The organism is Streptomyces sp. DT2A-34 (assembly GCF_030499515.1).
Taxonomy (GTDB): Bacteria; Actinomycetota; Actinomycetes; order Streptomycetales; family Streptomycetaceae; genus Streptomyces.
The window spans coordinates 5,023,888-5,044,298 of record NZ_JASTWJ010000001.1 but is presented as its reverse complement, the minus strand read 5'-3'; the positions used below and the strand labels follow the sequence as shown (position 1 = coordinate 5,044,298).

Here is a 20,411-nt window from a genome sequence, read left to right as displayed (position 1 = left end):
TGGTGTGCATGGCGCACAGACTACGCACCGTCAAAGCCCACCTAGCCCCGAACTTCACCCCAAATCAGGCAACTCGCTCCACATGAATCGTTGATGTGATCCCGTTCACCGTCCCCCCACTTGTCGCATCCGGAAGGCCGTTCTATCGTCGTGATGTATCGAGTCGATACATCAGCGCGAGATATGACGAGGAGGCGAGGGGATGAGCCGACGTTCCGGGATCCTCGAGTTCGCCGTCCTCGGACTGCTCCGCGAGTCCCCGATGCACGGCTATGAGCTGCGCAAACGACTCAATACGTCACTGGGTGTGTTCCGTGCGTTCAGCTACGGCACGCTCTATCCCTGCCTCAAGACGCTGGTCGCCAACGGCTGGTTGATCGAGGAACCGGGGAACACCGTCGAGGACGCCCTCGCCGCACCACTCACGGGGCGCCGCGCCAAGATCGTCTACCGGTTGACGGCGGAAGGTAAGGAGCACTTCGAGGAACTGCTCTCACAGACCGGCCCCGACGCGTACGAGGACGAGCACTTCGCTGCCCGATTTGCCTTCTTCGGACGCACGCCGCAGGACGTACGCATGCGCGTACTGGAGGGCCGCCGCAGCCGGCTGGAGGAGCGCCTGGAGAAGATGCGCGCCTCCCTGGCACGCACCCGGGAGCGCCTCGACGACTACACGCTTGAGCTCCAGCGCCACGGGATGGAGTCCGTGGAGCGCGAAGTGCGCTGGCTGAACGAGCTCATCGAGAGCGAGCGGGCCGGGCGGGACCTGAAGGGTTCCGCTTCCGGGGGGTCCGCTCAGCAGGATACCACATCTGGAGAGCCGGGCGATCTGCCCCGGCCCGGGGGCACCCCCGGGCCGGATTCGCCCGGCGACACCGCCACGTGAGAGCCCAGTCAGGGCCTCACTCGTACACACAGGGAGCAACCGGAATGGGTTCGGTTCGCGTAGCCGTCGTCGGCGTGGGCAACTGCGCCGCGTCGCTGGTTCAGGGAGTCGAGTACTACAAGGACGCCGACCCGGCGTCCAAGGTCCCCGGCCTGATGCACGTGCAGTTCGGCGACTACCACGTCCGTGACGTCGAGTTCGTCGCCGCCTTCGATGTCGACGCGAAGAAGGTCGGCCTCGACCTCGCGGACGCCATCGGCGCCAGCGAGAACAACACCATCAAGATCTGCGACGTGCCGAACACCGGCGTGACCGTGCAGCGCGGCCACACCCTCGACGGCCTCGGCAAGTACTACCGCGAGACCATCGAGGAGTCCGCCGAGGCCCCGGTCGACGTGGTCCAGGTCCTCAAGGACAAGCAGGTCGACGTCCTCGTCTGCTACCTGCCCGTGGGCTCCGAGGACGCGGCGAAGTTCTACGCCCAGTGCGCCATCGACGCCAAGGTCGCCTTCGTCAACGCCCTGCCGGTCTTCATCGCCGGTACGAAGGAGTGGGCGGACAAGTTCACCGAGGCGGGCGTCCCGATCGTCGGCGACGACATCAAGTCCCAGGTCGGCGCCACCATCACGCACCGCGTCATGGCGAAGCTGTTCGAGGACCGCGGCGTCGTCCTGGACCGCACGATGCAGCTGAACGTCGGCGGCAACATGGACTTCAAGAACATGCTCGAGCGCGACCGCCTCGAGTCGAAGAAGATCTCCAAGACGCAGGCCGTCACCTCCCAGATCCCCGACCGGGACCTCGGCGAGAAGAACGTCCACATCGGCCCGTCCGACTACGTCGCCTGGCTCGACGACCGCAAGTGGGCCTACGTCCGCCTTGAGGGCCGCGCCTTCGGTGACGTCCCGCTGAACCTGGAGTACAAGCTCGAGGTCTGGGACTCCCCGAACTCCGCCGGCGTCATCATCGACGCCCTGCGCGCCGCGAAGATCGCCAAGGACCGCGGCATCGGCGGCCCGATCCTGTCCGCGTCCTCGTACTTCATGAAGTCCCCGCCGGTCCAGTACTTCGACGACGAGGCCCGCGAGAACGTCGAGAAGTTCATCAAGGGTGAGGTCGAGCGTTAAGCAGACGGCGCCGCACTAAAAACGCTCCTGCCAGAGCTGCTGAGGGTCCCCGGGTTGCACCGCCCGGGGACCCTCCCCATATGTGAGGCTGTGCCCCATGTCCGTCGTACGCGACCTGCGGGTCCTGCTGCGCTTTGGGAACTTCCGGCGCCTGCTCGTCGTACGCCTGCTCTCACAGGGCGCCGACGGCGTCTACCAGACCGCGCTCGCCACGTACGTCGTCTTCTCTCCGGAGAAGCAGACCTCGGCCGCCGCGATCGCCTCCGCGATGGCGGTACTGCTCCTGCCGTACTCCCTGGTGGGCCCTTTCTCCGGCGTCCTGCTGGACCGCTGGCGCCGCCGCCAGGTCCTTCTGTACGGCAGCCTGCTGCGCACGGTACTGGCCTCGGTGACAGCCATCCTGATCATCACCGAGGTTCCGGACTGGCTCTTCTACGTCTCCGCCCTATGCGTCACCGCCGTCAACCGCTTCGTCCTTTCCGGCCTCTCCGCCGCGCTGCCACGCGTGGTCGACGACGAGCGTCTGGTGATCGCCAACTCCCTTTCCCCGACCGCCGGAACGCTCGCCGCGAGCATGGGCGCCGGTCTGGCCTTCCTCGTACGGCTGGTGGCCTGGGACTCCGATGCCGCCGTGGTCCTCATGGGAGCCGCCCTGTATCTGTGCGCGGGGCTGGCGGCACTGCGCATGTCACGAGAACTGCTGGGTCCTGATCGAGAGTTGGTGCAGCCGCGCCTCGCGGCGGCGATCTCCGGCACCGCGCGCGACCTGGCGGCAGGGGTACGCCATCTCGCCACGCCGCCGCGGAGAGAGGCCGTCTGGGCACTGCTCACGATGACCCTTATGCGCTTCTGCTACGGCGCCCTGCTGGTCACGCTGCTGATGCTCTGCCGGTACGCCTTCTCTTCGAACGCCGATGACGGACTCGCCCTACTGGGGCTGGCGTTGGGAATCTCCGCCGCCGGATTCTTCGCGGCGGCCGTGGCAACCCCCTGGGCGGCGGCACGGCTGGGCTCCGGCCGCTGGATCGCCATGTGCGCGGGGGCTGCCGCGGTCCTGGTGCCCGCGCTCGGCCTCCCGTTCGCCACAACTCCCATGCTGGTGGCGGCATTCGTCCTTGGCCTGACGACGCAGGGGGCGAAGATCGCGACGGACACGATCGTGCAGGCCTCGGTCGAGGACGGCTTCCGCGGCCGGATCTTCTCCATGTACGACGTGCTGTTCAACGTCGCCTTCGTCGGTGCCGCCGGCGTCGCCGCCCTGATACTGCCGCCGGACGGCCGCTCGACACCGCTCGTTGTCGCAGTCGCCGTTATCTACGCGGCAGTTGCTGGGGCTATGGGCCGCTTTGAACGCCGCTCTGTGTCACATCAATGACACAGGGCCGCTCCCGGCCGCTCGGGTGTCAGTGGGGACCGATAACTTACGTGCGTCTTATTTCCGCGCTTAGTTCGCGCCACGCACCCAAGTTCTAGGGGGACCCTCAAGTGACAACTCCGCCGCCCCAGGGCAACCCGTACACCCAGGGCCAGAACCCGTACGCCCAGGCTCAGCAGCCCTACGGCCAGCCCCAGGGCCAGGCCCCGTACCCGCCCCAGGGCGGCTACCCGCAGCAGCCTGGCCAGCCCGGGTTCCCCCCGCAGGGGGCGGCGCCGTACGCGCCGGTTCCGCCGCAGCCTCGCCGCAAGCTCAGTTTCAAGACGATCAAGAACATCCTCATCGTCGTGGCCGCCGTGACTGTGGCCATCGGGGGCTACATAGCCAGCCGGGACGATGCCGAGACGGCGGCGGTCGGTGACTGCATGCACCGCGGCAGCACCAGTGACACCCGCCCGGACCTCGAGGTCGTCGACTGCAGCTCTTCGGAGGCCCAGTACGTGGTGCTGGCCAAGATCGAAGGCTCGTACACCACCGAGCTCTCGGCCAGCAATAAGTGCGCAAGCGAGGCCAAGGACTTCCAGTACACGTACACGGAGAGCAGGAAGAGCAGCGACTTCCTGCTCTGCCTGAAGGAGTACGAGAAGTAAGCAGACGCAAGGGGGGCGGTGTTTCACGTGAAACACCGCCCCTCAACACGTCCCCGGGGAGCATGTTTCACGTGAAACATGCCCCCGTTTCACAGCCTCAGCCTTGCTCGGCCCACCACTCCTTGAGCGCCGCAACCGCCTCGTCGTGCGCCATCGGCCCGTTCTCCAGCCGCAACTCCAGCATGTGCTTGTAAGCGCGACCGATGACCGGCCCAGGCCCGACGTCGAGGATCTCCATGATCTGGTTGCCGTCGAGGTCGGGCCGGATGGCGTCCAGCTCCTCCTGCTCCTGGAGTTGAGCGATCCGCTCCTCCAGGCCGTCATAGGCGCGGGACAACGCAGCGGCCTTGCGCTTGTTGCGCGTGGTGCAGTCCGAGCGGGTCAGCTTGTGGAGGCGGTCCAGGAGCGGACCGGCATCACGGACGTAGCGGCGGACAGCGGAGTCCGTCCACTCTCCGGTGCCGTATCCGTGGAAGCGCAGATGGAGTTCGACCAGATGTGAGACGTCCTTCACCAACTCGTTGGAGTACTTGAGCGCCGTCATGCGCTTCTTCGTCATCTTCGCGCCGACCACCTCATGGTGGTGGAACGAGACCCGGCCGTCCTTCTCGAAGCGGCGCGTGCGCGGCTTACCGATGTCGTGCAGCAGCGCGGCCAGCCGGAGGGTCAGGTCGGCGCCGTCCTCCTCCAGTGCCATCGCCTGCTCCAGGACGATCAGCGTGTGCTCGTAGACGTCCTTGTGCCGATGGTGCTCGTCGCTCTCCAGGCGCAGCGCCGGCAGCTCGGGCAGCACATGATCCGCGATCCCGGTGTCCACCAGCAAGGTCAGCCCCTTGCGGGGGTACGCGGACAGGATCAGCTTGTTCAGCTCGTCCCGCACCCGCTCCGCCGAGACGATCTCGATGCGCCCGGCCATCTCCTTCATGGCCATCACCACCTCGGGAGCCACCTCGAAGTCGAGCTGCGCCGCGAAGCGCGCCGCCCGCATCATGCGCAGCGGGTCGTCCGAGAAGGACGACTCCGGCGTACCCGGGGTCCGCAGCACCCGCGCCGCGAGGTCCTCCAGCCCGCCGTGCGGATCGATGAACTCCTTCTCCGGCAGCGCGACGGCCATCGCGTTCACCGTGAAGTCGCGCCGGACGAGGTCCTCCTCGATGGAGTCGCCGTACGACACCTCGGGCTTGCGCGAGGTCCGGTCGTAAGCCTCCGACCGGTAGGTCGTCACCTCGATCTGGTAGCCGCTCTTCTGCGCCCCCACGGTGCCGAAGGCGATCCCGACCTCCCACACGGCGTCGGCCCAGGGGCGCACGATCTTCAGTACGTCCTCAGGGTGGGCGTCGGTCGTGAAGTCCAGGTCGTTGCCGAGCCGGCCGAGCAGCGCGTCCCGGACCGACCCGCCGACCAGGGCGAGTGAGAACCCGGCCTCCTGAAAACGGCGGGCGAGGTCGTCAGCGACAGGGGCAACCCGCAGCAGTTCACTCACCGCGCGGTGCTGCGCCTGGCTCAGGGCGCTGGGCTTGTCTTCGTAGGCGTTCGGCACAACATAAGAGGGTACGTGGCCCGGGCGACCGGGACCGCCTCCATTAAACGTGCACATCCGAGGGCACAGACAGCTCCGTCAATACGCGCACAAGGCCTGCCCTTACGACGTACGAAAACGCTCCCCTTTATAGGGGCACATACGGGACAGGCCGACGGTCTGAACCGATCTTGTGGAGGAGACCGCGGCACTTCCCCTCAGCGCGCATCGTTACCATGCGTGGACGCACATTCCGACGACCACTGACGACGACGAGGGACGGGCGAGCGCGTGGCCGAGGCGGCAGACTTCCAGGGGATGAGTCCCTCACCTGCCCGCCGGTGGCTGCGGCGCACCGGAGCACTGTTCGCCGGGGCGCCTCTGCTGGCCGGCCTGCTCCAGCTGCCCGCGGCCACGCCTTCGCACGCCGCCGGGCAGGACTCCCTGAAAGCCGCCTCCGACTCGGGCACGGTGGCCGTCGCTGTGGACTCGCTCACCCCCTCTGTCCCCGGCGACGGCGACACGCTGACCGTGTCCGGCACGGTGACCAACAAGGGCAAGCAGGCGGTCACCGACGCGCAGGTGGACCTGCGCCTGGGGTCCGCGCTGAACACGCGCTCGGCCATCGACACGGTCGCCGGGCGCACCGGCTACCAGGGCAGCCTGGACGGGGCACCGGTGGGCGGGAAGTACGTCAAGGAGTTCTCCAAGCTCACCCCGGGCGTCTCCCAGCGCTTCAGCATCTCCGTGCCGGTCGACGATCTGGACCTCGGGGGAGACGGGGTCTACCCACTCGCCGTCTCCCTGTCCGGCGAGACGTCCACGCAGCCCTGGGATCAGGTGCTCGGCATCCAGCGGACCTTCCTGCCGTGGCAGCCCGACGGGGCCGACACGAAGACCCGGACGACGGTGCTGTGGCCGCTCATCTCCACCGCGCACATGACGGCACAGACGGGATCGAACGAGTCGCAGACGCCGGTCTTCCGCGACGACGACCTCGCCAAGGAGATCTCCCCCGGCGGCCGTCTGCAGCAGCTCGTGTCGCTGGGCAGGGAGCTCGACGTCACCTGGGTGATCGACCCCGACCTGCTGGCCTCCGTGGACGCGATGACGGACAACTACCGCGTGCAGGGCGAGGGTGACACGACCACGGCGGGCACCCATCAGGCGGTCGCCAACCAGTGGCTGGCCGAGTTGCAGGCGGCGGTGCAGGACAAGGAGGTCGTCGCCCTGCCCTTCGCCGACCCCGACCTGGCCTCACTGGCGCACAACGGCACGAACGTCACCGGCTCGCTGAACCACCTCAAGGAGGCCGCCGACGTCGCCACCGACACGGTCGAGTCGATCCTTCACGTGGAGCCGACCACCGACTTCGCCTGGCCCGTGAACGGCGCCGTCGACCCGTCCATCGTCAAGGTCGCCACGTCCGCCGGCGCGGACAAGGTGATCACCCGCAGCGACAGCCTGGTGGAGACGGGCGGCCTGCCCTACACGCCCTCCGCGGCCCGCCCCATCGGCGGCGGCACGACGGCGGTCGTCGCGGACGCCAGGATGTCCACGTTGTTCCAGGGGAACCTGACAAGGGCGTCGAGCTCGACGCTCGCCGTGCAGAGGTTCCTGGCCCAGAGCCTGGCCCTCAACCTCCAGTCGGACAAGCAGCGCAGCATCGTCGTCGCCCCGCAGCGGATGCCGACGGCGAGCCAGGCCCAGGCGATGGCGGAGGCGGTGACGGCGCTCCAGGACGGCACGTGGTCCCAGTCCCAGGAGCTCACGACCGCGGCCACGGCCAAGCCCGACTCCGGCGCCGCCACGAACGTGCCGGCGGCCTCCAAGTACCCCTCCTCGCTGCGTAAGCAGGAGCTGCCGCGATCGGCCTATGAGCAGATCGCGACCACCCAGGACAAGCTCGACAAGTTCAAGGTCATCCTCAGCAAGGAGGCCCGCGTGGTGACGCCCTTCGGGCGTGCCATGAACCGCGAGATGTCCACGTCGTGGCGCGGCCGCTCCGGGGAGGCGGCGGACTATCGCAATGCCGTGGAGGCGTACATCGATTCCCTGGCCGGCCAGGTCACGCTGATCGACAAGTCGGAGACCAAGCTCTCCGGCCGCAGCGCCACGATCCCCGTGACGGTGCAGAACAACCTGGTGCAGGGCGTCGAGCACCTGGTGCTCCGGCTTACCTCGAAGAGCCCCAGGCGGCTTGAGATCGGTGGCGAGCGCTTCTACGAACAGGACGTCGCGGTGTCCGGCGGGCACAGCCAGACGGTGAAGTTCACCACGTCGGCTCAGGCCAACGGTCAGGCGACGGTGGTCGCCCAGCTGTTCACGGAGGACGGCCAGCCGTACGGCGCACCCGTCACCTTCGACGTGAAGGTCACCGAGTTCACGGCCACGGTGATGCTGGTCATCGGCGGCGGCTTCCTCCTGCTCGTCCTTGCCGGATTCCGGATGTACACGCAGCGCAAGCGTGCGGCCGCGCGTGCGGCAGAGGATAACGACGCCACGGAGACGAGCGAGGCCGACGGCGGGCCGGAGAACCAGGAAGGCCCCGAGGACCGTCTCACGCCCGAGGACTTCCCTGAGGAGGAATCCGGCACCGGTACCCGGGCAGACGCCCCGGAGCAGCCGAGTGACCTGACACCGGACACCGCAACGGAAAGCGCCGACCCGTCCGGCACGGGTGAGAGAGTGGACCGTTGAGCGATGTCGTGGCCGGTGGGCCCGGGACGATGAGGTGGGGTAACCATGAACGCGCCGTACGACGGTGACCGCGGCCAGGCCGCGGGCAGCTCGGGGCACCCCGAGGGCCCGCCGCCCGAGCACGGCCAGGTACCGCCGCAGCACCCCGCGGACATGTACCTCCAGGACGCCTACGACCAGGATCCCTACCGGGCCCAGGACCTCACCGCCCAGGACCCGGTCGCCGAGGCGCTGTACGACCGTGCCGCCCACCCGCCGCCCCCTCCGGGCACGTACCAGCCGCAGCAGCCGCTGTACGGCCCGCCGCCCCAGTCGCCGTACGCCCCCGACCCGCACGTGTGGGCCCAGACCCCGGCGCCCGAGCCGGACGGCCCGAACCAGTACATGCCGTACGGCGACGACCCCCGCACGACCCAATACGTGGGCGTCGACGACCTCGTCACACACTCCACCGAGGAGCGCCCCGAGCACGACGCCTTCGCGCACCTCTTCCGCGACCAGCAGCAGGGCGGGCATCCGCAGTACCAGCCGCCGACGGTCCCGGGACCTTCCCCGGCACCGGCCGCGGGCCCGGCTGCGGGCCCGTACGAGGCTCCTACGCCACCTGCGGCAGCCGAGGCGACCGCGGCATCGCCCGCTCCTGCCCCGGCGCCTGTCCCGAAAAAGGGTGGGCGAGCCGGTGGGCTGCTGAAGTCGAGCGCTGTGATGGCGGCCGGGACGATGGTCTCCCGGCTCACCGGGTTCGTCCGCTCCATGATGATCGTCTCTGCGCTGGGCCTCGGTCTGCTCGGTGACTCCTTCCAGGTCGCCTACACGTTGCCGACGATGATCTACATCCTGACTGTCGGCGGCGGCCTCAACTCCGTCTTCGTGCCCCAGCTGGTGCGAGCGATGAAGGACGACGAGGACGGCGGCGAGGCGTACGCGAACCGTCTGCTGACACTGGTGATGGTGGCTCTGGCCACGCTCACCACTCTGGCGTGGTTCGGCGCGCCGCTCCTGGTCCGCGCACTGTCCAACCCCGTGGCCAACGACACCGCGGCCAACGAGGTCGCCATCACCTTCACCCGCTTCTTCCTGCCCTCGATCTTCTTCATGGGCGTCCACGTGGTGATGGGTCAGATCCTCAACGCCCGCGGCAGGTTCGGCGCGATGATGTGGACACCGGTCCTGAACAACATCGTCATCATCGTGACGCTCGGCATGTTCCTCTGGGTGTACGGCACTGCGGAGCACTCCGGTATGGAGGTCTCGACCATCCCGCCGGAGGGGCAGAGGCTTCTCGGCGTCGGTGTTCTGCTCGGCCTGGTCGTCCAGGCTCTCGCCATGATCCCGTACCTGCGCGAGACCGGGTTCCGGCTGCGGCTGCGCTTCGACTGGAAGGGCCACGGCCTCGGCAAGGCCGCCATGCTGGCCAAGTGGACGATCCTGTTCGTCCTGGCCAACCAGGCGGGTGCGCTCGTGGTGACCCAGTTGTCCACTTCGGCCGGCATCGACTCCCGCGTCGACGGCACCGGCTACGCCGCCTATGCCAACGCCCAGCTCATCTGGGGCCTCCCGCAGGCCATCATCACCGTCTCTCTGATGGCCGCCCTGCTGCCCCGTATCTCCCGCTCGGCCGCCGAGGACGACGCCGGCGCGGTGCGCGACGACATCTCCCAGGGCCTGCGCACCACGGCGGTCGCGATCGTGCCGCTCGCCTTCGGATTCGTCTCGCTCGGCGTCCCGATGTGCACGCTGATGTTCGGCTCCTCGGGCACGAGCGAGGCCACGAACATGGGCTTCATGCTGATGGCCTTCGGTCTCGGCCTGATCCCGTACTCCGTGCAGTACGTCGTCCTGCGTGCCTTCTACGCCTACGAGGACACCCGCACCCCCTTCTACAACACGGTCATCGTGGCGGCTGGCAACGCCATCGCTTCTGCCATCTGCTACTTCGTCCTTCCGCCCCGCTGGGCCGTGGTCGGCATGGCCGCCTCGTACGGCGTGGCCTACGCGATCGGCGTCGGCGTCGCCTGGAACCGGCTGCGCAAGAAGCTGGGCGGCGACCTGGACGGCGCCCGGGTGATGCGGACGTACGCAAGACTCTGCATCGCCTCGGTGCCCGCAGCCCTGCTGAGCGGGGCGGCCTGCTACGGGATCGCCCGGACCCTCGGTCAGGGCGTCCTCGGCTCCTCCGCCGCCCTGCTGGCCGGCGGAGCCGTGCTGCTCGGCATCTTCTTCGTCGCCGCCCGTCGGATGCGCATCGAAGAGCTGAACTCACTGGTCGGCATGGTCCGCGGGCGCCTGGGTCGCTGAAGCTGGGGTATCCGCACAACCATCGTCCGCCACCGTGTGTCGTGCATAGCGGCGGACTGTGGGCACAATTGGTTCGGCGTCGGACGGCGCGCACGGAGTCGTACGGCGCGCAATAGATGGGGAGGCAGGAACGACGGTGGCGGAACGGAGCACGGCTGCCGTCGACGTGGCAGACAACAGCGGCGACGAGCCGCTGACCGCACAGGCGGACCAGTCCACGGCCGACGGGGTGGCCAAGAATCGGGAGCGGGACACGGACACCGACGAGGCACAGGGGAGTGGCGGGACCGAGGGTCCCGGAAAGGCCTCACCACCCGAGCTGCACAGCGGCCACAAGCTCGCCAGACGCTATCGCCTGGAGGAGTGCGTCACCCGTCTGGACGGTTTCAGCAGTTGGCGTGCGGTCGACGAGAAACTCCGTCGCGCCGTCGGCGTCCACATCCTGCCTGCGGACCATGCGCGGGCCCGTTCCGTGCTGGCCGCGGCCCGCTCCTCCGCGCTGCTCGGTGACCCCCGCTTCGTCCAGGTCCTCGACGCGGTCGAGGAGAACGACCTGGTCTACGTCGTCCACGAGTGGCTCCCCGACGCGACCGAACTGACGACGCTGCTCGCCTCCGGCCCGCTGGAGGCGTACGAGACCCATCAGATGGTCACGCAGGTGTCCGCCGCCATGGCCGCCGCCCACCGCGAGGGCCTGGCCCACCTCCGTCTCAACCCGAACGCCGTACTGCGCACCTCCTCCGGCCAGTGGCGCATCCGCGGCCTCGCGGTGAACGCCGCGCTGCGCGGCATCAACTCCGACACCCCGCAGCGCACCGACACGGAGGCCATCGGGGCGCTGCTGTACGCCGCGCTCACCCAGCGGTGGCCGTACGAGAGCGACGCCTACGGCTTGTCCGGGCTGCCCAAGGACGTCGGCCTGATCGCCCCCGACCAGGTGCGTGCCGGCGTCCACCGCGGCCTGTCCGAACTCGCCATGCGCGCGCTGGTCAACGACGGCGCGACAGCGTCCCGGCACGAGTCCGCGTGTACGACGCCGGAGGAGTTGGTGAAGGCGATCGGCGAGATGCCTCGCATCCGCCCGCCGGAGCCCGCGTTCACGGCCCCGCCGGACTATCAGCGCACGACGTACCAGCAGGGCACGTACGGCCGCCAAGCCCCGCATCCTGGCGCCACCCAGCCGGTACCGCCCCCGCCGCCCCCGCTGCAGAGCCGCACCGGCAAGGCCCTGAAGTGGGCCGTCTCGGCCCTTCTGATCGCCGCCCTCGGTCTTGGCAGCTGGCAGCTGGCGGATGCGCTCATGGACCAGGGCAACAAGTCCGAGGACAGCAACCAGACGCAGACGACGGAAGACAACGACAAGGGCCAGACGAAGCCGGTCAGCAAGCCGATCGCCATCGAAGGCGTCAGCGACTTCGACCCGCTCGGCTCGGACGGCTCCGAGAACCCGAGGGACATAGACAAGATCTACGACACCGCTCCGAACACGTACTGGCAGACAAGCTTCTACACCAGCTCCGACTTCGGACGGCTGAAGTCGGGCGTCGGAGTCATCCTCGATCTCGGCAAGATCCAGCAGGTCGGAAAGGTGACCATCACCTTCGTCGGCGACACCTCCGTCGAACTCCGCGCCGCTTCTGGTGACACCGGTAGCGAACCGACGTCCCTCGAAAGCTACGCCAAGGTGGCCGAGGGCTCCGGAGCGAGCGTGACGCTCAAGCCCGGCGAGTCCCTCAAGGCCCGCTATCTTCTGGTCTGGCTGACCGATCTGCCGCGACAGGCCGACGACGGCAAATTCCGGGGCAGAGTGGTGGACGTCAAGGTGAGCAGCTGAGAGTGAGGGGGAGGGGGTCCGATGGCAGATGGCAACGCATTCGGTGACACAAGCGATCAGGACCTTCTCGCCTGCCATGTAGAGGGCGACCCCGACGCCTTCGGTGAGCTCGTGCGGCGTCACCGCGATCGGCTCTGGGCGGTGGCGTTGCGGACGCTCGGCGACCGTGAGGAGGCCGCTGACGCCGTGCAGGACGCCCTCGTCTCCGCCTACCGGGCCGCGCACACGTTCAGGGGCCAGTCGGCCGTCACGACCTGGCTGCACCGGATCACGGTGAACGCCTGCCTGGACCGCGCCCGCAAGGCCGCCTCCCGGAAGACCTCCCCCGTCGACGACACCGAGCGCCTGGAGCAGTTGCTGGAGCCCCACGAGGAGGCCTCCGCTCCGGCAGAGCGCAACGATCTGCACCGCCAGCTGCTGGAGGCCCTCGGCACGCTGCCTCCGGACCAGCGTGCGGCCCTCGTCCTGGTGGACATGCAGGGATACCCCGTCGCGGAGGCCGCGCGGGTCCTCGATGTGCCGACCGGCACGGTCAAGAGCCGATGTGCGCGCGGCAGAGCCAGACTCCTGCCTCTCCTCAAGCATCTGCGCCCGGAAAGCGGCAGTGACGGCAAGGATCGTGGCGACAGGCGGAACCGGACGCAGGGGACATCCGTCCCACCGGCAGCGGGTCCACAGAGCACGGAGCAAGCCACGGATCCGCGCGATACCGGGCCGAGTGATTCAGCTGCAGTGAAGGGCGGAGGTGGGCGAGCGTGACTTCCACGACAGACACGGCCGGGCACCCGGACGTCGCCGAGATCTCCGACCTCACCGAGGGTCTTCTCCCCCGTCCAGGACCGCCGACGTACGGCGGCATCTGGACGAGTGCGAGCTGTGCGCGGACGTCCACGCATCACTTGAGGAGATCCGGGGGCTACTCGGCGCTCTGCCCGGACCGGCGCACATGCCCGCTGATGTCGCGGGACGGATCGACGCCGCCCTCGCCGCAGAGGCACTGCTCAACGCCACGGCGCCCGATGACGTCGACCAGCCGAAGTTCGCCAGCGCCGCCCGCTCGGTCTCGGAAGCGGACGACAGCGCGCATGTTTCACGTGAAACATCGGCAACGACAGACCGTCCGGCAGGCCACGCCCGCTCCTCGACCACCGGCCCCGGCCGGAAGGACCGCAAGAAGGCCGGCCGACGCAAGGTCGCCGTCCTCAGCGCCGCTTTCACGGCCGCCGCCCTGGGTCTCGGCTCTGTGCTGCTGACCTCTTTGATGGGCGGCGGAGCCGGTCCATCGGCCAACGGTGAGCAGACCTCCGCCGACACCTTCTCCGCAGCGAAACTGGAGAAGCAGGTCGCAGATCTCCTGGCCAAGAGCGAGAGCTCCCCAGGTAGCTCCCGCGGCCCGGAGCGGAGCCTGGGCGTGGAAGGCGGACCGGACACCAAGAGTCCCCAGATCCTGCGCGAGATCACGGTGCCCGACTGCATCAAGAAAGGCATCGGCCGCAACGACGCGGCGCTCGCCGCTGAGGAAGGTGTCTACCAAGGCAAGGACGCCCTGCTCGTCGTCCTGCGCGATGCCTCGGACAACACCCGGGTCACCGTCTACGTCATGGACGCGACCTGCGTGAAGCAGCCGTCGTCAGCCACGGCCAAGGTTCTCCTGAAGGACTCCTACACGCTCTCCTGAGAATCCGGCGCTTCGTCTCCCTCAGGCGTGACAACCCCTACAGTGTGGCGTCACCGTGTGCCCGGACACAGTGGGAATGCGCGCCCCTTAGGATCCGTTGGGTGGGGTGAGAGTTCTGAAAGGGCTCCCCCGGTCCGACGACGCAGTCCAGAGACGAGGAATCAAGCCGTGAGCGACGTCCGTAACGTGATCATCATCGGCTCCGGGCCCGCCGGCTACACGGCAGCGCTCTACACCGCGCGCGCGTCGCTGAAGCCGCTTGTGTTCGAGGGAGCCGTCACCGCTGGCGGTGCGCTCATGAACACGACCGAGGTGGAGAACTTCCCGGGCTTCCAGGACGGCATCATGGGCCCCGAGCTCATGGACAACATGCGCGCCCAGGCCGAGCGCTTCGGCGCCGAGCTCGTCCCGGACGACATCGTCAACGTCGACCTGAGCGGTGAGATCAAGACCGTCACCGACACCGCGGGCACGGTCCACCAGGCGAAGGCCGTCATCGTCACCACCGGCTCGCAGCACCGCAAGCTCGGCCTGCCGAACGAGGACGCGCTCTCCGGCCGCGGTGTCTCCTGGTGCGCCACCTGTGACGGCTTCTTCTTCAAGGACCAGGACATCGCCGTGATCGGCGGCGGCGACACCGCGATGGAGGAGGCCACCTTCCTCTCCCGCTTCGCCAAGTCCGTGACCATCGTCCACCGCCGTGACACCCTGCGCGCCTCCAAGGCGATGCAGGACCGCGCCTTCGCCGACCCGAAGATCAAGTTCGTCTGGGACAGCGAGGTGGCCGAAGTCCAGGGCGAGCAGAAGCTCTCCGGCCTGAAGCTGCGCAACGTCAAGACCGGCGAGCTCTCGGACCTGGCGGTCACCGGCCTGTTCATCGCGATCGGCCACGACCCGCGCACCGAGCTGTTCAAGGGCCAGCTGGAGCTGGACGAGGAGGGCTACCTCAAGGTCGACGCGCCCTCCACCCGCACCAACCTGACCGGTGTCTTCGGCGCCGGCGACGTGGTGGACCACACCTACCGCCAGGCCATCACCGCGGCCGGCACCGGCTGCTCCGCCGCCCTCGACGCCGAGCGTTTCCTCGCCGCCCTCGCGGACGAGGAGCAGGCCGAGCCCGAGAAGACCTCTGTCTGACCCTCACCCACCCCACCACGCACCAAAGTTAAGGAGCCCGCCGTGGCCGGCACCCTGAAGAACGTGACCGACGACTCCTTCGAGCAGGACGTCCTCAAGAGCGACAAGCCCGTCCTGGTGGACTTCTGGGCCGCCTGGTGCGGGCCGTGCCGCCAGATCGCGCCGTCCCTCGAGGCGATCGCCGCCGAGTACGGTGACAAGATCGAGATCGTCAAGCTGAACATCGACGAGAACCCGGGTACGGCCGCCAAGTACGGCGTCATGTCCATCCCGACGCTGAACGTCTACCACAACGGCGAGGTCGCCAAGACCATCGTCGGCGCCAAGCCGAAGGCCGCGATCGTCCGCGACCTCGAGGACTTCATCGCCGAGTGACGTTTCACGTGAAACACGAATGGGCCAACCCGAGGGGGTTGGCCCATTCGCTTTAAGAGGCAGCTCGCTCTACAGCGGCCTCAGCGCCGGTTCCTTCTGCACCGCTCCCAAAAGACGGTCGATCGCCATCTCCACGTCTTCCTTCCAGGACAGCGTCGTCCGCAGCTCCAACCGCAAGCGCGGCGAGGTCGGGTGAGGGCGAACCGTCTTGAATCCCACGGCCAACAGATGGTCCGCAGGCAGAACACACGCAGGCTCTTTCCAGCGCGCATCTCCGAAGGCCTCGATCGCCTTGAAGCCCCGCCGCAGCAGATCCTTGGCGACCGTCTGGACCATCACGCGACCCAGTCCCTGCCCCTGATAGCCCGGCATGATGAATGCGGTCATCAACTGCACCGCGTCCGGTGAGACAGGGCTCGTGGGGAAGGCCGTCGAGCGGGGGACGTAAGCAGGTGGGGCGTACAGCACGAAGCCGACCGGTACGTCGTCGACGTAGACGACCCGACCGCAGGAGCCCCAGTCCAGCAGGACGGCGGAGATCCAGGCTTCCTTCTCCAGGGCTGCAGTGCCGGCTTTTACCGCGGCTTCACCACTGACCGGGTCCAACTCCCAGAAGACACACGCCCGGCAGCGCTTGGGAAGGTCCTGAAGGTTGTCCAGCGTGAGCGGTACGAGCCGACGCCCCATGAAGGCTGTTCCTCGCTTCCTTCGCCCGCGGCGTCGCGAGCGGCTGTCAGGGCGCTTCGTTCCCTGAGCAGGCTGCCGACGAACCCGCCGACTACGCCCAGCAGCCCAAGGCCCGCGCTCACCAGTCCGGTGCGGCTCACCGTTCGCATGGACCCCGCCTCCCCTAAGAGGTCTGCCAGGTGGATGCGCCATACCCGAACGCATCGTATCCATGATGCGATTCCATCGATACCGTCAGAAAGCAAAGAGCGGGCCGTGTTCCGGTACACACCGGACACGGCCCGCGTGGGTAAGCCGGGAAGCAAAACCGGCCTGCCGGCCTCAGGCTTCAGTCTCCTCCGCGTCATCGTCCAGGAGACTCTTCTGCAGAGCCAGCCTCTCGCCCGGAGCGAGCGTGCTGAGAATCCTCTCGAGGTCCTCCGGAGAGGCGAACTCGACGGTGATCTTGCCCTTCTTCTGGCCCAGTTCGACCTTCACCCGAGTCTCGAAGCGGTCCGAGAGGCGGGTCGCGAGATCAGACAGCGCCGGGGAAGGAACAGAGCCGGCCCTCGGCCCCCTGGAACGCTGGGTCTTCTGCGGGCGGGAGCCCATCAGGGTCACGATCTCCTCGACGGACCGGACCGAAAGCCCCTCGGCCACCACCCGGTACGCGAGCCGCTCCTGCTCCTCCGGATCCTCGACGGAGAGGAGCGCCCTCGCGTGGCCGGCGGAGAGCACCCCGGCGGCGACCCGGTTCTGCACCTTGGGCGAGAGCTTCAACAGGCGCAGGGTGTTGGAGACCTGCGGACGGGAACGGCCGATGCGGTCCGCCAGCTGGTCGTGCGTGCAGTTGAAGTCCTTCAGCAGCTGATCGTAGGCGGCCGCCTCTTCGATCGGATTCAGCTGAGCGCGGTGCAGGTTCTCCAGGAGCGCATCCAGGAGGAGCTTCTCGTCGTCCGTGGCCCGCACGATCGCAGGGATCGCATCAAGACCGGCCTCACGGCAGGCCCGCCAGCGCCGCTCGCCCATGATGAGCTCGTACTGTGCGGGGCCGATCTGCCGCACGACGATCGGCTGGAGGAGACCGACCTCCTGGATGGAGGTGACGAGTTCCTGCAGGGCGTCATCGTCGAAGACCTCACGCGGCTGCCGCGGGTTCGGCTTGATCGCATCGAGGGGGATCTCCGCGAAGTGGGCGCCCATGGGAGGTGCGGGCGTCTCCACGGCGCCGTTCGGCGACGGCTCCTCGGTTTCACGTGAAACAGGCGGCAGTGTGGCCACCTTCGCCGCGGCCACCCCGCGGTCGGTCAGCACCGGGACAGCGGCCGGAGACGCGGAAGCAGCGCCCCCCACTGCGGCCGGGGCCACCGTCTTCTCCGTCGGTGCAGCAGGGATCAGTGCGCCGAGGCCACGACCCAAACCCCTCCGTCGCTCGCTCACTGGATCCCCTCCACCATGCTCGGGTTGCTCTGGGCGCCGATATGGGCGTGCGTCGGGTCGTAACTGACGCCGACACCCCTCAGCGCGATTTCTCGTGCCGCCTCAAGATAGGACAGGGCACCGCTCGATCCTGGATCGTAGGTCAGCACCGTCTGTCCATAGCTCGGCGCCTCGGAGATACGGACCGAGCGGGGAATGCTCGTCCGCAGCACCTCTTCGCCGAAGTGGTTGCGCACCTCGTCCGCGACCTGGGACGCGAGCCGGGTCCGGCCGTCGTACATGGTCAGCAGGATCGTCGAGACGTGCAGGGCGGGGTTGAGGTGCCCCCGCACCAGGTCGACGTTGCGCAGCAGCTGGCCGAGGCCCTCCAGCGCGTAGTACTCGCACTGGATCGGGATCAGGACCTCCTGCCCGGCCACCAACGCATTGACCGTCAGCAGACCGAGCGAGGGCGGGCAGTCGATGAGGATGTAGTCCAGCGGCTGCTCGTAGGCCTGGATGGCCCGCTGCAGTCGGCTCTCGCGTGCCACCAGGGACACCAGCTCGATCTCCGCACCGGCGAGATCGATCGTGGCGGGGGCGCAGAAGAGTCCCTCGACGTCGGGGACCGGCTGGACGACTTCCGCGAGCGGCCTGCTCTCGACCAACACGTCGTAGATGGAAGGCACTTCGGCGTGATGATCGATCCCCAGGGCCGTGGACGCGTTGCCCTGCGGGTCAAGGTCGATGACCAGCACACGGGCGCCATGCAGGGCCAGTGACGCGGCAAGGTTGACGGTCGTTGTCGTCTTGCCCACGCCCCCCTTCTGGTTGGCGACCACCATCACGCGGGTCTGCTCGGGCCGTGGCAGGCCCTCGCCGGCGCGGCCTAGAGCCTCCACCGCCAGTTGGGCAGCACGACCGATGGGAGTGTCGTCCATCGGGGGCGGTGTTTCACGTGAAACATCCTCCCCCATCGACTCGGTACGGGGACCGGGGACCGGATCGGTCATCGGTCCCGCGATGTTGGCGTCGGACCGCAAGGATTCACTCTCCTCGACTTCAGGCTCGCAATGAACAGAGCCTCCCATGTCTTCGGGGTCGCGAACCAGTGAGGCCTGTTGTTCTGTGGAGAAATCCACCTCTGTGGACAACTCCGTGCCCCTCAAGGGGGACGGAGCGTCATCGGAGGCACCTTCTCTAAGGGATCCGAGGGGCTTTCGGTCGCGGGGTTCGGCCGCAGCGCGGCCGCGACTGATGATGCCGTGCAGCAGTGAGCGACGTTTCACGTGAAACACGATGCACAGCAGCAGTGGCCGAACTGTCGCGACACTCCGGCGTGCGTAGGTTTGCCAGCTTGTGTGGAGTACGTCTCGTCGTCAGGACGGATCAGCGTCGCCGACGAGCGCGACCCGTCCTGGCCGCCTTCGCCCTCTTCGCAGCGAAGCGCACACCGCCCGGGCTCTCCCCGACCTCGACGCGCACGACCGTGGACATCGGGTCCACCACGCCCTCCCCGACATGGAGGATCGACGTCTCGACCGCGCCCAGCTTGCTCAGAGCCGTCGCCGCGCTCTTCAGCTCCTCTTCCGCCGTGTCGCCCTTGAGGGCGAGCATCTCACCGTAGGGACGCAGCAGCGGGATGCCCCAGGTGGCCAGCCGGTCCAGTGGTGCCACCGCACGTGCGGTGACGACATGCACCGGCGTCAGCTTCCCCATGACCTCTTCGGCACGACCACGGACGACCGTCACATGGTCCAGCCCCAGCAGCTCCACGACCTCCGTCAGGAAGTTCGTACGGCGCAGCAGGGGCTCCAGGAGCGTGATCTTCAGGTCCTCCCGGACAAGCGCCAGGGGAATGCCGGGCAGTCCGGCGCCCGAGCCGACATCGCACACCGTCACGCCCTCGGGAACCACCTCGGAGAGCACCGCGCAGTTCAGCAGATGCCGCTCCCACAAGCGGGGCACCTCACGCGGGCCGATCAGGCCGCGCTGCACACCCGCCTCGGCGAGCAGTTCGGCGTAGCGGACCGCATCAGCGTAGCGATCGCCGAACACCGCACGCGCCTGCTCAGGAGCAGGGGGAAGCTCCGCTGCCTCCGTCACGGGGACCGTCCTTCCGTACCGCCGACGCCCGGGCGCCGGCCACCAGAACCACCAGAACTATCAGGCTGACAAAGTTCGGCCCCGCCTGCGGGCAGACGGGGCCGGGGGAACGTACGGGCCGATCAGGCGGGAAGCACGACGACGAACCGCTGCGGCTCCTCGCCCTCGGACTCGCTGCGCAGGCCCACGGCCTTGACCGCGTCGTGCACGACCTTGCGCTCGAACGGCGTCATCGGCTTCAGCTTCACGGGCTCACCGGAGCTCTTGACCTCGGCGGCGGCCTTGGCACCGAGCTCGGACAGCTCGGCACGCTTCTGAGCCCGGTAGCCCGCGATGTCCAGCATGAGCCGACTGCGGTCCCCGGTCTCCCGGTGCACGGCCAGACGCGTGAGTTCCTGCAGCGCCTCCAGCACCTCGCCGTCACGCCCCACCAGCTTCTGCAGGTCTCGGCCGCCCGCGTCGCTGATGATCGAGACAGCGGCGCGGTCGGCCTCGACGTCCATGTCGATGTCGCCGTCGAGATCGGCGATGTCGAGCAGACCCTCGAGGTAGTCCGCCGCGATCTCACCCTCCTGCTCCAGGCGGGTCAGGGTGTCTACACCCTCGGCAGCGGCGGAGGTGGTGCCTTCCGTCACGGGATG

The 20,411-nt window shown here is 68.2% G+C and carries 16 protein-coding genes and 1 pseudogene; 11 read left to right on the top strand and 6 right to left on the bottom strand.

All coding sequences use genetic code 11. The features are described 5' to 3' along the window. The first annotated feature begins 202 nt into the window (after positions 1-202). The 4 genes from QQM39_RS22325 (at position 203) to QQM39_RS22310 (ending at position 4,038) form a co-directional block, all read left to right on the top strand. Complete coding sequence (locus tag QQM39_RS22325; RefSeq protein WP_301999156.1) at positions 203-886, top strand: PadR family transcriptional regulator; 684 nt, start codon at positions 203-205, stop codon at positions 884-886. A gap of 44 nt (positions 887-930) precedes the next feature. Continuing rightward, positions 931-2,013, top strand: coding sequence for an inositol-3-phosphate synthase (locus QQM39_RS22320; RefSeq protein ID WP_123761884.1), 1,083 nt, complete (start codon positions 931-933; stop codon positions 2,011-2,013). 97 nt (positions 2,014-2,110) lie between these two features. Then, positions 2,111-3,388 (top strand): MFS transporter, encoded by a 1,278-nt coding sequence (locus QQM39_RS22315; RefSeq protein ID WP_301999153.1) that lies wholly within the window; start codon positions 2,111-2,113, stop codon positions 3,386-3,388. 110 nt (positions 3,389-3,498) lie between these two features. Continuing rightward, the gene (locus QQM39_RS22310) at positions 3,499-4,038 is read left to right on the top strand and encodes a hypothetical protein (protein WP_301999151.1); all 540 of its coding nucleotides are present in this window, start codon (positions 3,499-3,501) and stop codon (positions 4,036-4,038) included. 97 nt (positions 4,039-4,135) lie between these two features. On the opposite strand, the gene QQM39_RS22305 is transcribed toward QQM39_RS22310, so the two are convergent. Next, complete coding sequence (locus QQM39_RS22305; RefSeq protein ID WP_301999149.1) at positions 4,136-5,578, bottom strand: CCA tRNA nucleotidyltransferase; 1,443 nt, start codon at positions 5,576-5,578, stop codon at positions 4,136-4,138. 270 nt (positions 5,579-5,848) lie between these two features. Between QQM39_RS22305 and QQM39_RS22300 the strand changes: the two genes are divergently transcribed. The 7 genes and pseudogenes from QQM39_RS22300 to trxA all read left to right on the top strand — a co-directional run bounded on the left by QQM39_RS22300 (position 5,849) and on the right by trxA (position 15,579). Further along, positions 5,849-8,257 (top strand): DUF6049 family protein, encoded by a 2,409-nt coding sequence (locus QQM39_RS22300; RefSeq protein ID WP_301999147.1) that lies wholly within the window; start codon positions 5,849-5,851, stop codon positions 8,255-8,257. Positions 8,258-8,302: 45 nt separating this feature from the next. Next, positions 8,303-10,555 (top strand): murein biosynthesis integral membrane protein MurJ, encoded by a 2,253-nt coding sequence (gene murJ, locus QQM39_RS22295; RefSeq protein WP_301999145.1) that lies wholly within the window; start codon positions 8,303-8,305, stop codon positions 10,553-10,555. A gap of 136 nt (positions 10,556-10,691) precedes the next feature. Next, entirely contained in the window at positions 10,692-12,389 is a 1,698-nt protein-coding gene (locus tag QQM39_RS22290; protein ID WP_301999143.1) for a protein kinase family protein, read from the top strand. 21 nt (positions 12,390-12,410) lie between these two features. After that, the gene (gene sigM / locus QQM39_RS22285; RefSeq protein ID WP_301999142.1) at positions 12,411-13,148 is read left to right on the top strand and encodes an RNA polymerase sigma factor SigM; all 738 of its coding nucleotides are present in this window, start codon (positions 12,411-12,413) and stop codon (positions 13,146-13,148) included. After that, positions 13,145-14,067 (top strand): annotated as a pseudogene (locus tag QQM39_RS22280) (hypothetical protein). The gene sigM and the pseudogene QQM39_RS22280 overlap by 4 nt, the downstream one beginning before the upstream one ends. A 168-nt stretch (positions 14,068-14,235) precedes the next feature. Next, complete coding sequence (gene trxB, locus QQM39_RS22275; RefSeq protein WP_301999140.1) at positions 14,236-15,204, top strand: thioredoxin-disulfide reductase; 969 nt, start codon at positions 14,236-14,238, stop codon at positions 15,202-15,204. A 42-nt stretch (positions 15,205-15,246) separates the two neighbouring features. After that, a complete protein-coding gene (gene trxA, locus QQM39_RS22270; RefSeq protein WP_062707865.1) occupies positions 15,247-15,579 on the top strand; it encodes a thioredoxin in 333 nt (110 codons plus the stop codon). Between the two features lie 69 nt (positions 15,580-15,648). On the opposite strand, the gene QQM39_RS22265 is transcribed toward trxA, so the two are convergent. The 5 genes from QQM39_RS22265 to QQM39_RS22245 all read right to left on the bottom strand — a co-directional run bounded on the left by QQM39_RS22265 (position 15,649) and on the right by QQM39_RS22245 (position 20,405). Continuing rightward, positions 15,649-16,266, bottom strand: coding sequence for a GNAT family N-acetyltransferase (locus QQM39_RS22265; RefSeq protein WP_062145546.1), 618 nt, complete (start codon positions 16,264-16,266; stop codon positions 15,649-15,651). A gap of 321 nt (positions 16,267-16,587) precedes the next feature. After that, complete coding sequence (locus QQM39_RS22260; RefSeq protein ID WP_301999135.1) at positions 16,588-17,685, bottom strand: ParB/RepB/Spo0J family partition protein; 1,098 nt, start codon at positions 17,683-17,685, stop codon at positions 16,588-16,590. Beyond that, positions 17,682-18,755, bottom strand: coding sequence for a ParA family protein (locus QQM39_RS22255; RefSeq protein ID WP_302003681.1), 1,074 nt, complete (start codon positions 18,753-18,755; stop codon positions 17,682-17,684). Before QQM39_RS22255 ends, QQM39_RS22260 begins: the two co-directional genes overlap by 4 nt. A 298-nt stretch (positions 18,756-19,053) precedes the next feature. Beyond that, entirely contained in the window at positions 19,054-19,770 is a 717-nt protein-coding gene (gene rsmG / locus QQM39_RS22250) for a 16S rRNA (guanine(527)-N(7))-methyltransferase RsmG (RefSeq protein WP_301999133.1), read from the bottom strand. Positions 19,771-19,892: 122 nt separating this feature from the next. Further along, positions 19,893-20,405 carry a R3H domain-containing nucleic acid-binding protein gene (locus QQM39_RS22245; protein WP_301999130.1) on the bottom strand — a complete coding sequence of 171 codons (513 nt, stop codon included), beginning with the start codon at positions 20,403-20,405 and terminating at the stop codon, positions 19,893-19,895. Positions 20,406-20,411: the final 6 nt, after the last annotated feature.

Bases quoted from the DNA above. Each gene is read 5' to 3' on its own strand.
- QQM39_RS22315 (WP_301999153.1), top strand. From the start codon at position 2,111: ATGTCCGTCGTACGCGACCTGCGGGTCCTGCTGCGCTTTGGGAACTTC.
- QQM39_RS22325 (WP_301999156.1), top strand. From the start codon at position 203: ATGAGCCGACGTTCCGGGATCCTCGAGTTCGCCGTCCTCGGACTGCTC.
- QQM39_RS22255 (WP_302003681.1), bottom strand. From the start codon at position 18,755: ATGGGAGGCTCTGTTCATTGCGAGCCTGAAGTCGAGGAGAGTGAATCC.
- QQM39_RS22320 (WP_123761884.1), top strand. From the start codon at position 931: ATGGGTTCGGTTCGCGTAGCCGTCGTCGGCGTGGGCAACTGCGCCGCG.
- murJ (WP_301999145.1), top strand. From the start codon at position 8,303: ATGAACGCGCCGTACGACGGTGACCGCGGCCAGGCCGCGGGCAGCTCG.
- QQM39_RS22265 (WP_062145546.1), bottom strand. From the start codon at position 16,266: ATGGGGCGTCGGCTCGTACCGCTCACGCTGGACAACCTTCAGGACCTT.
- sigM (WP_301999142.1), top strand. From the start codon at position 12,411: ATGGCAGATGGCAACGCATTCGGTGACACAAGCGATCAGGACCTTCTC.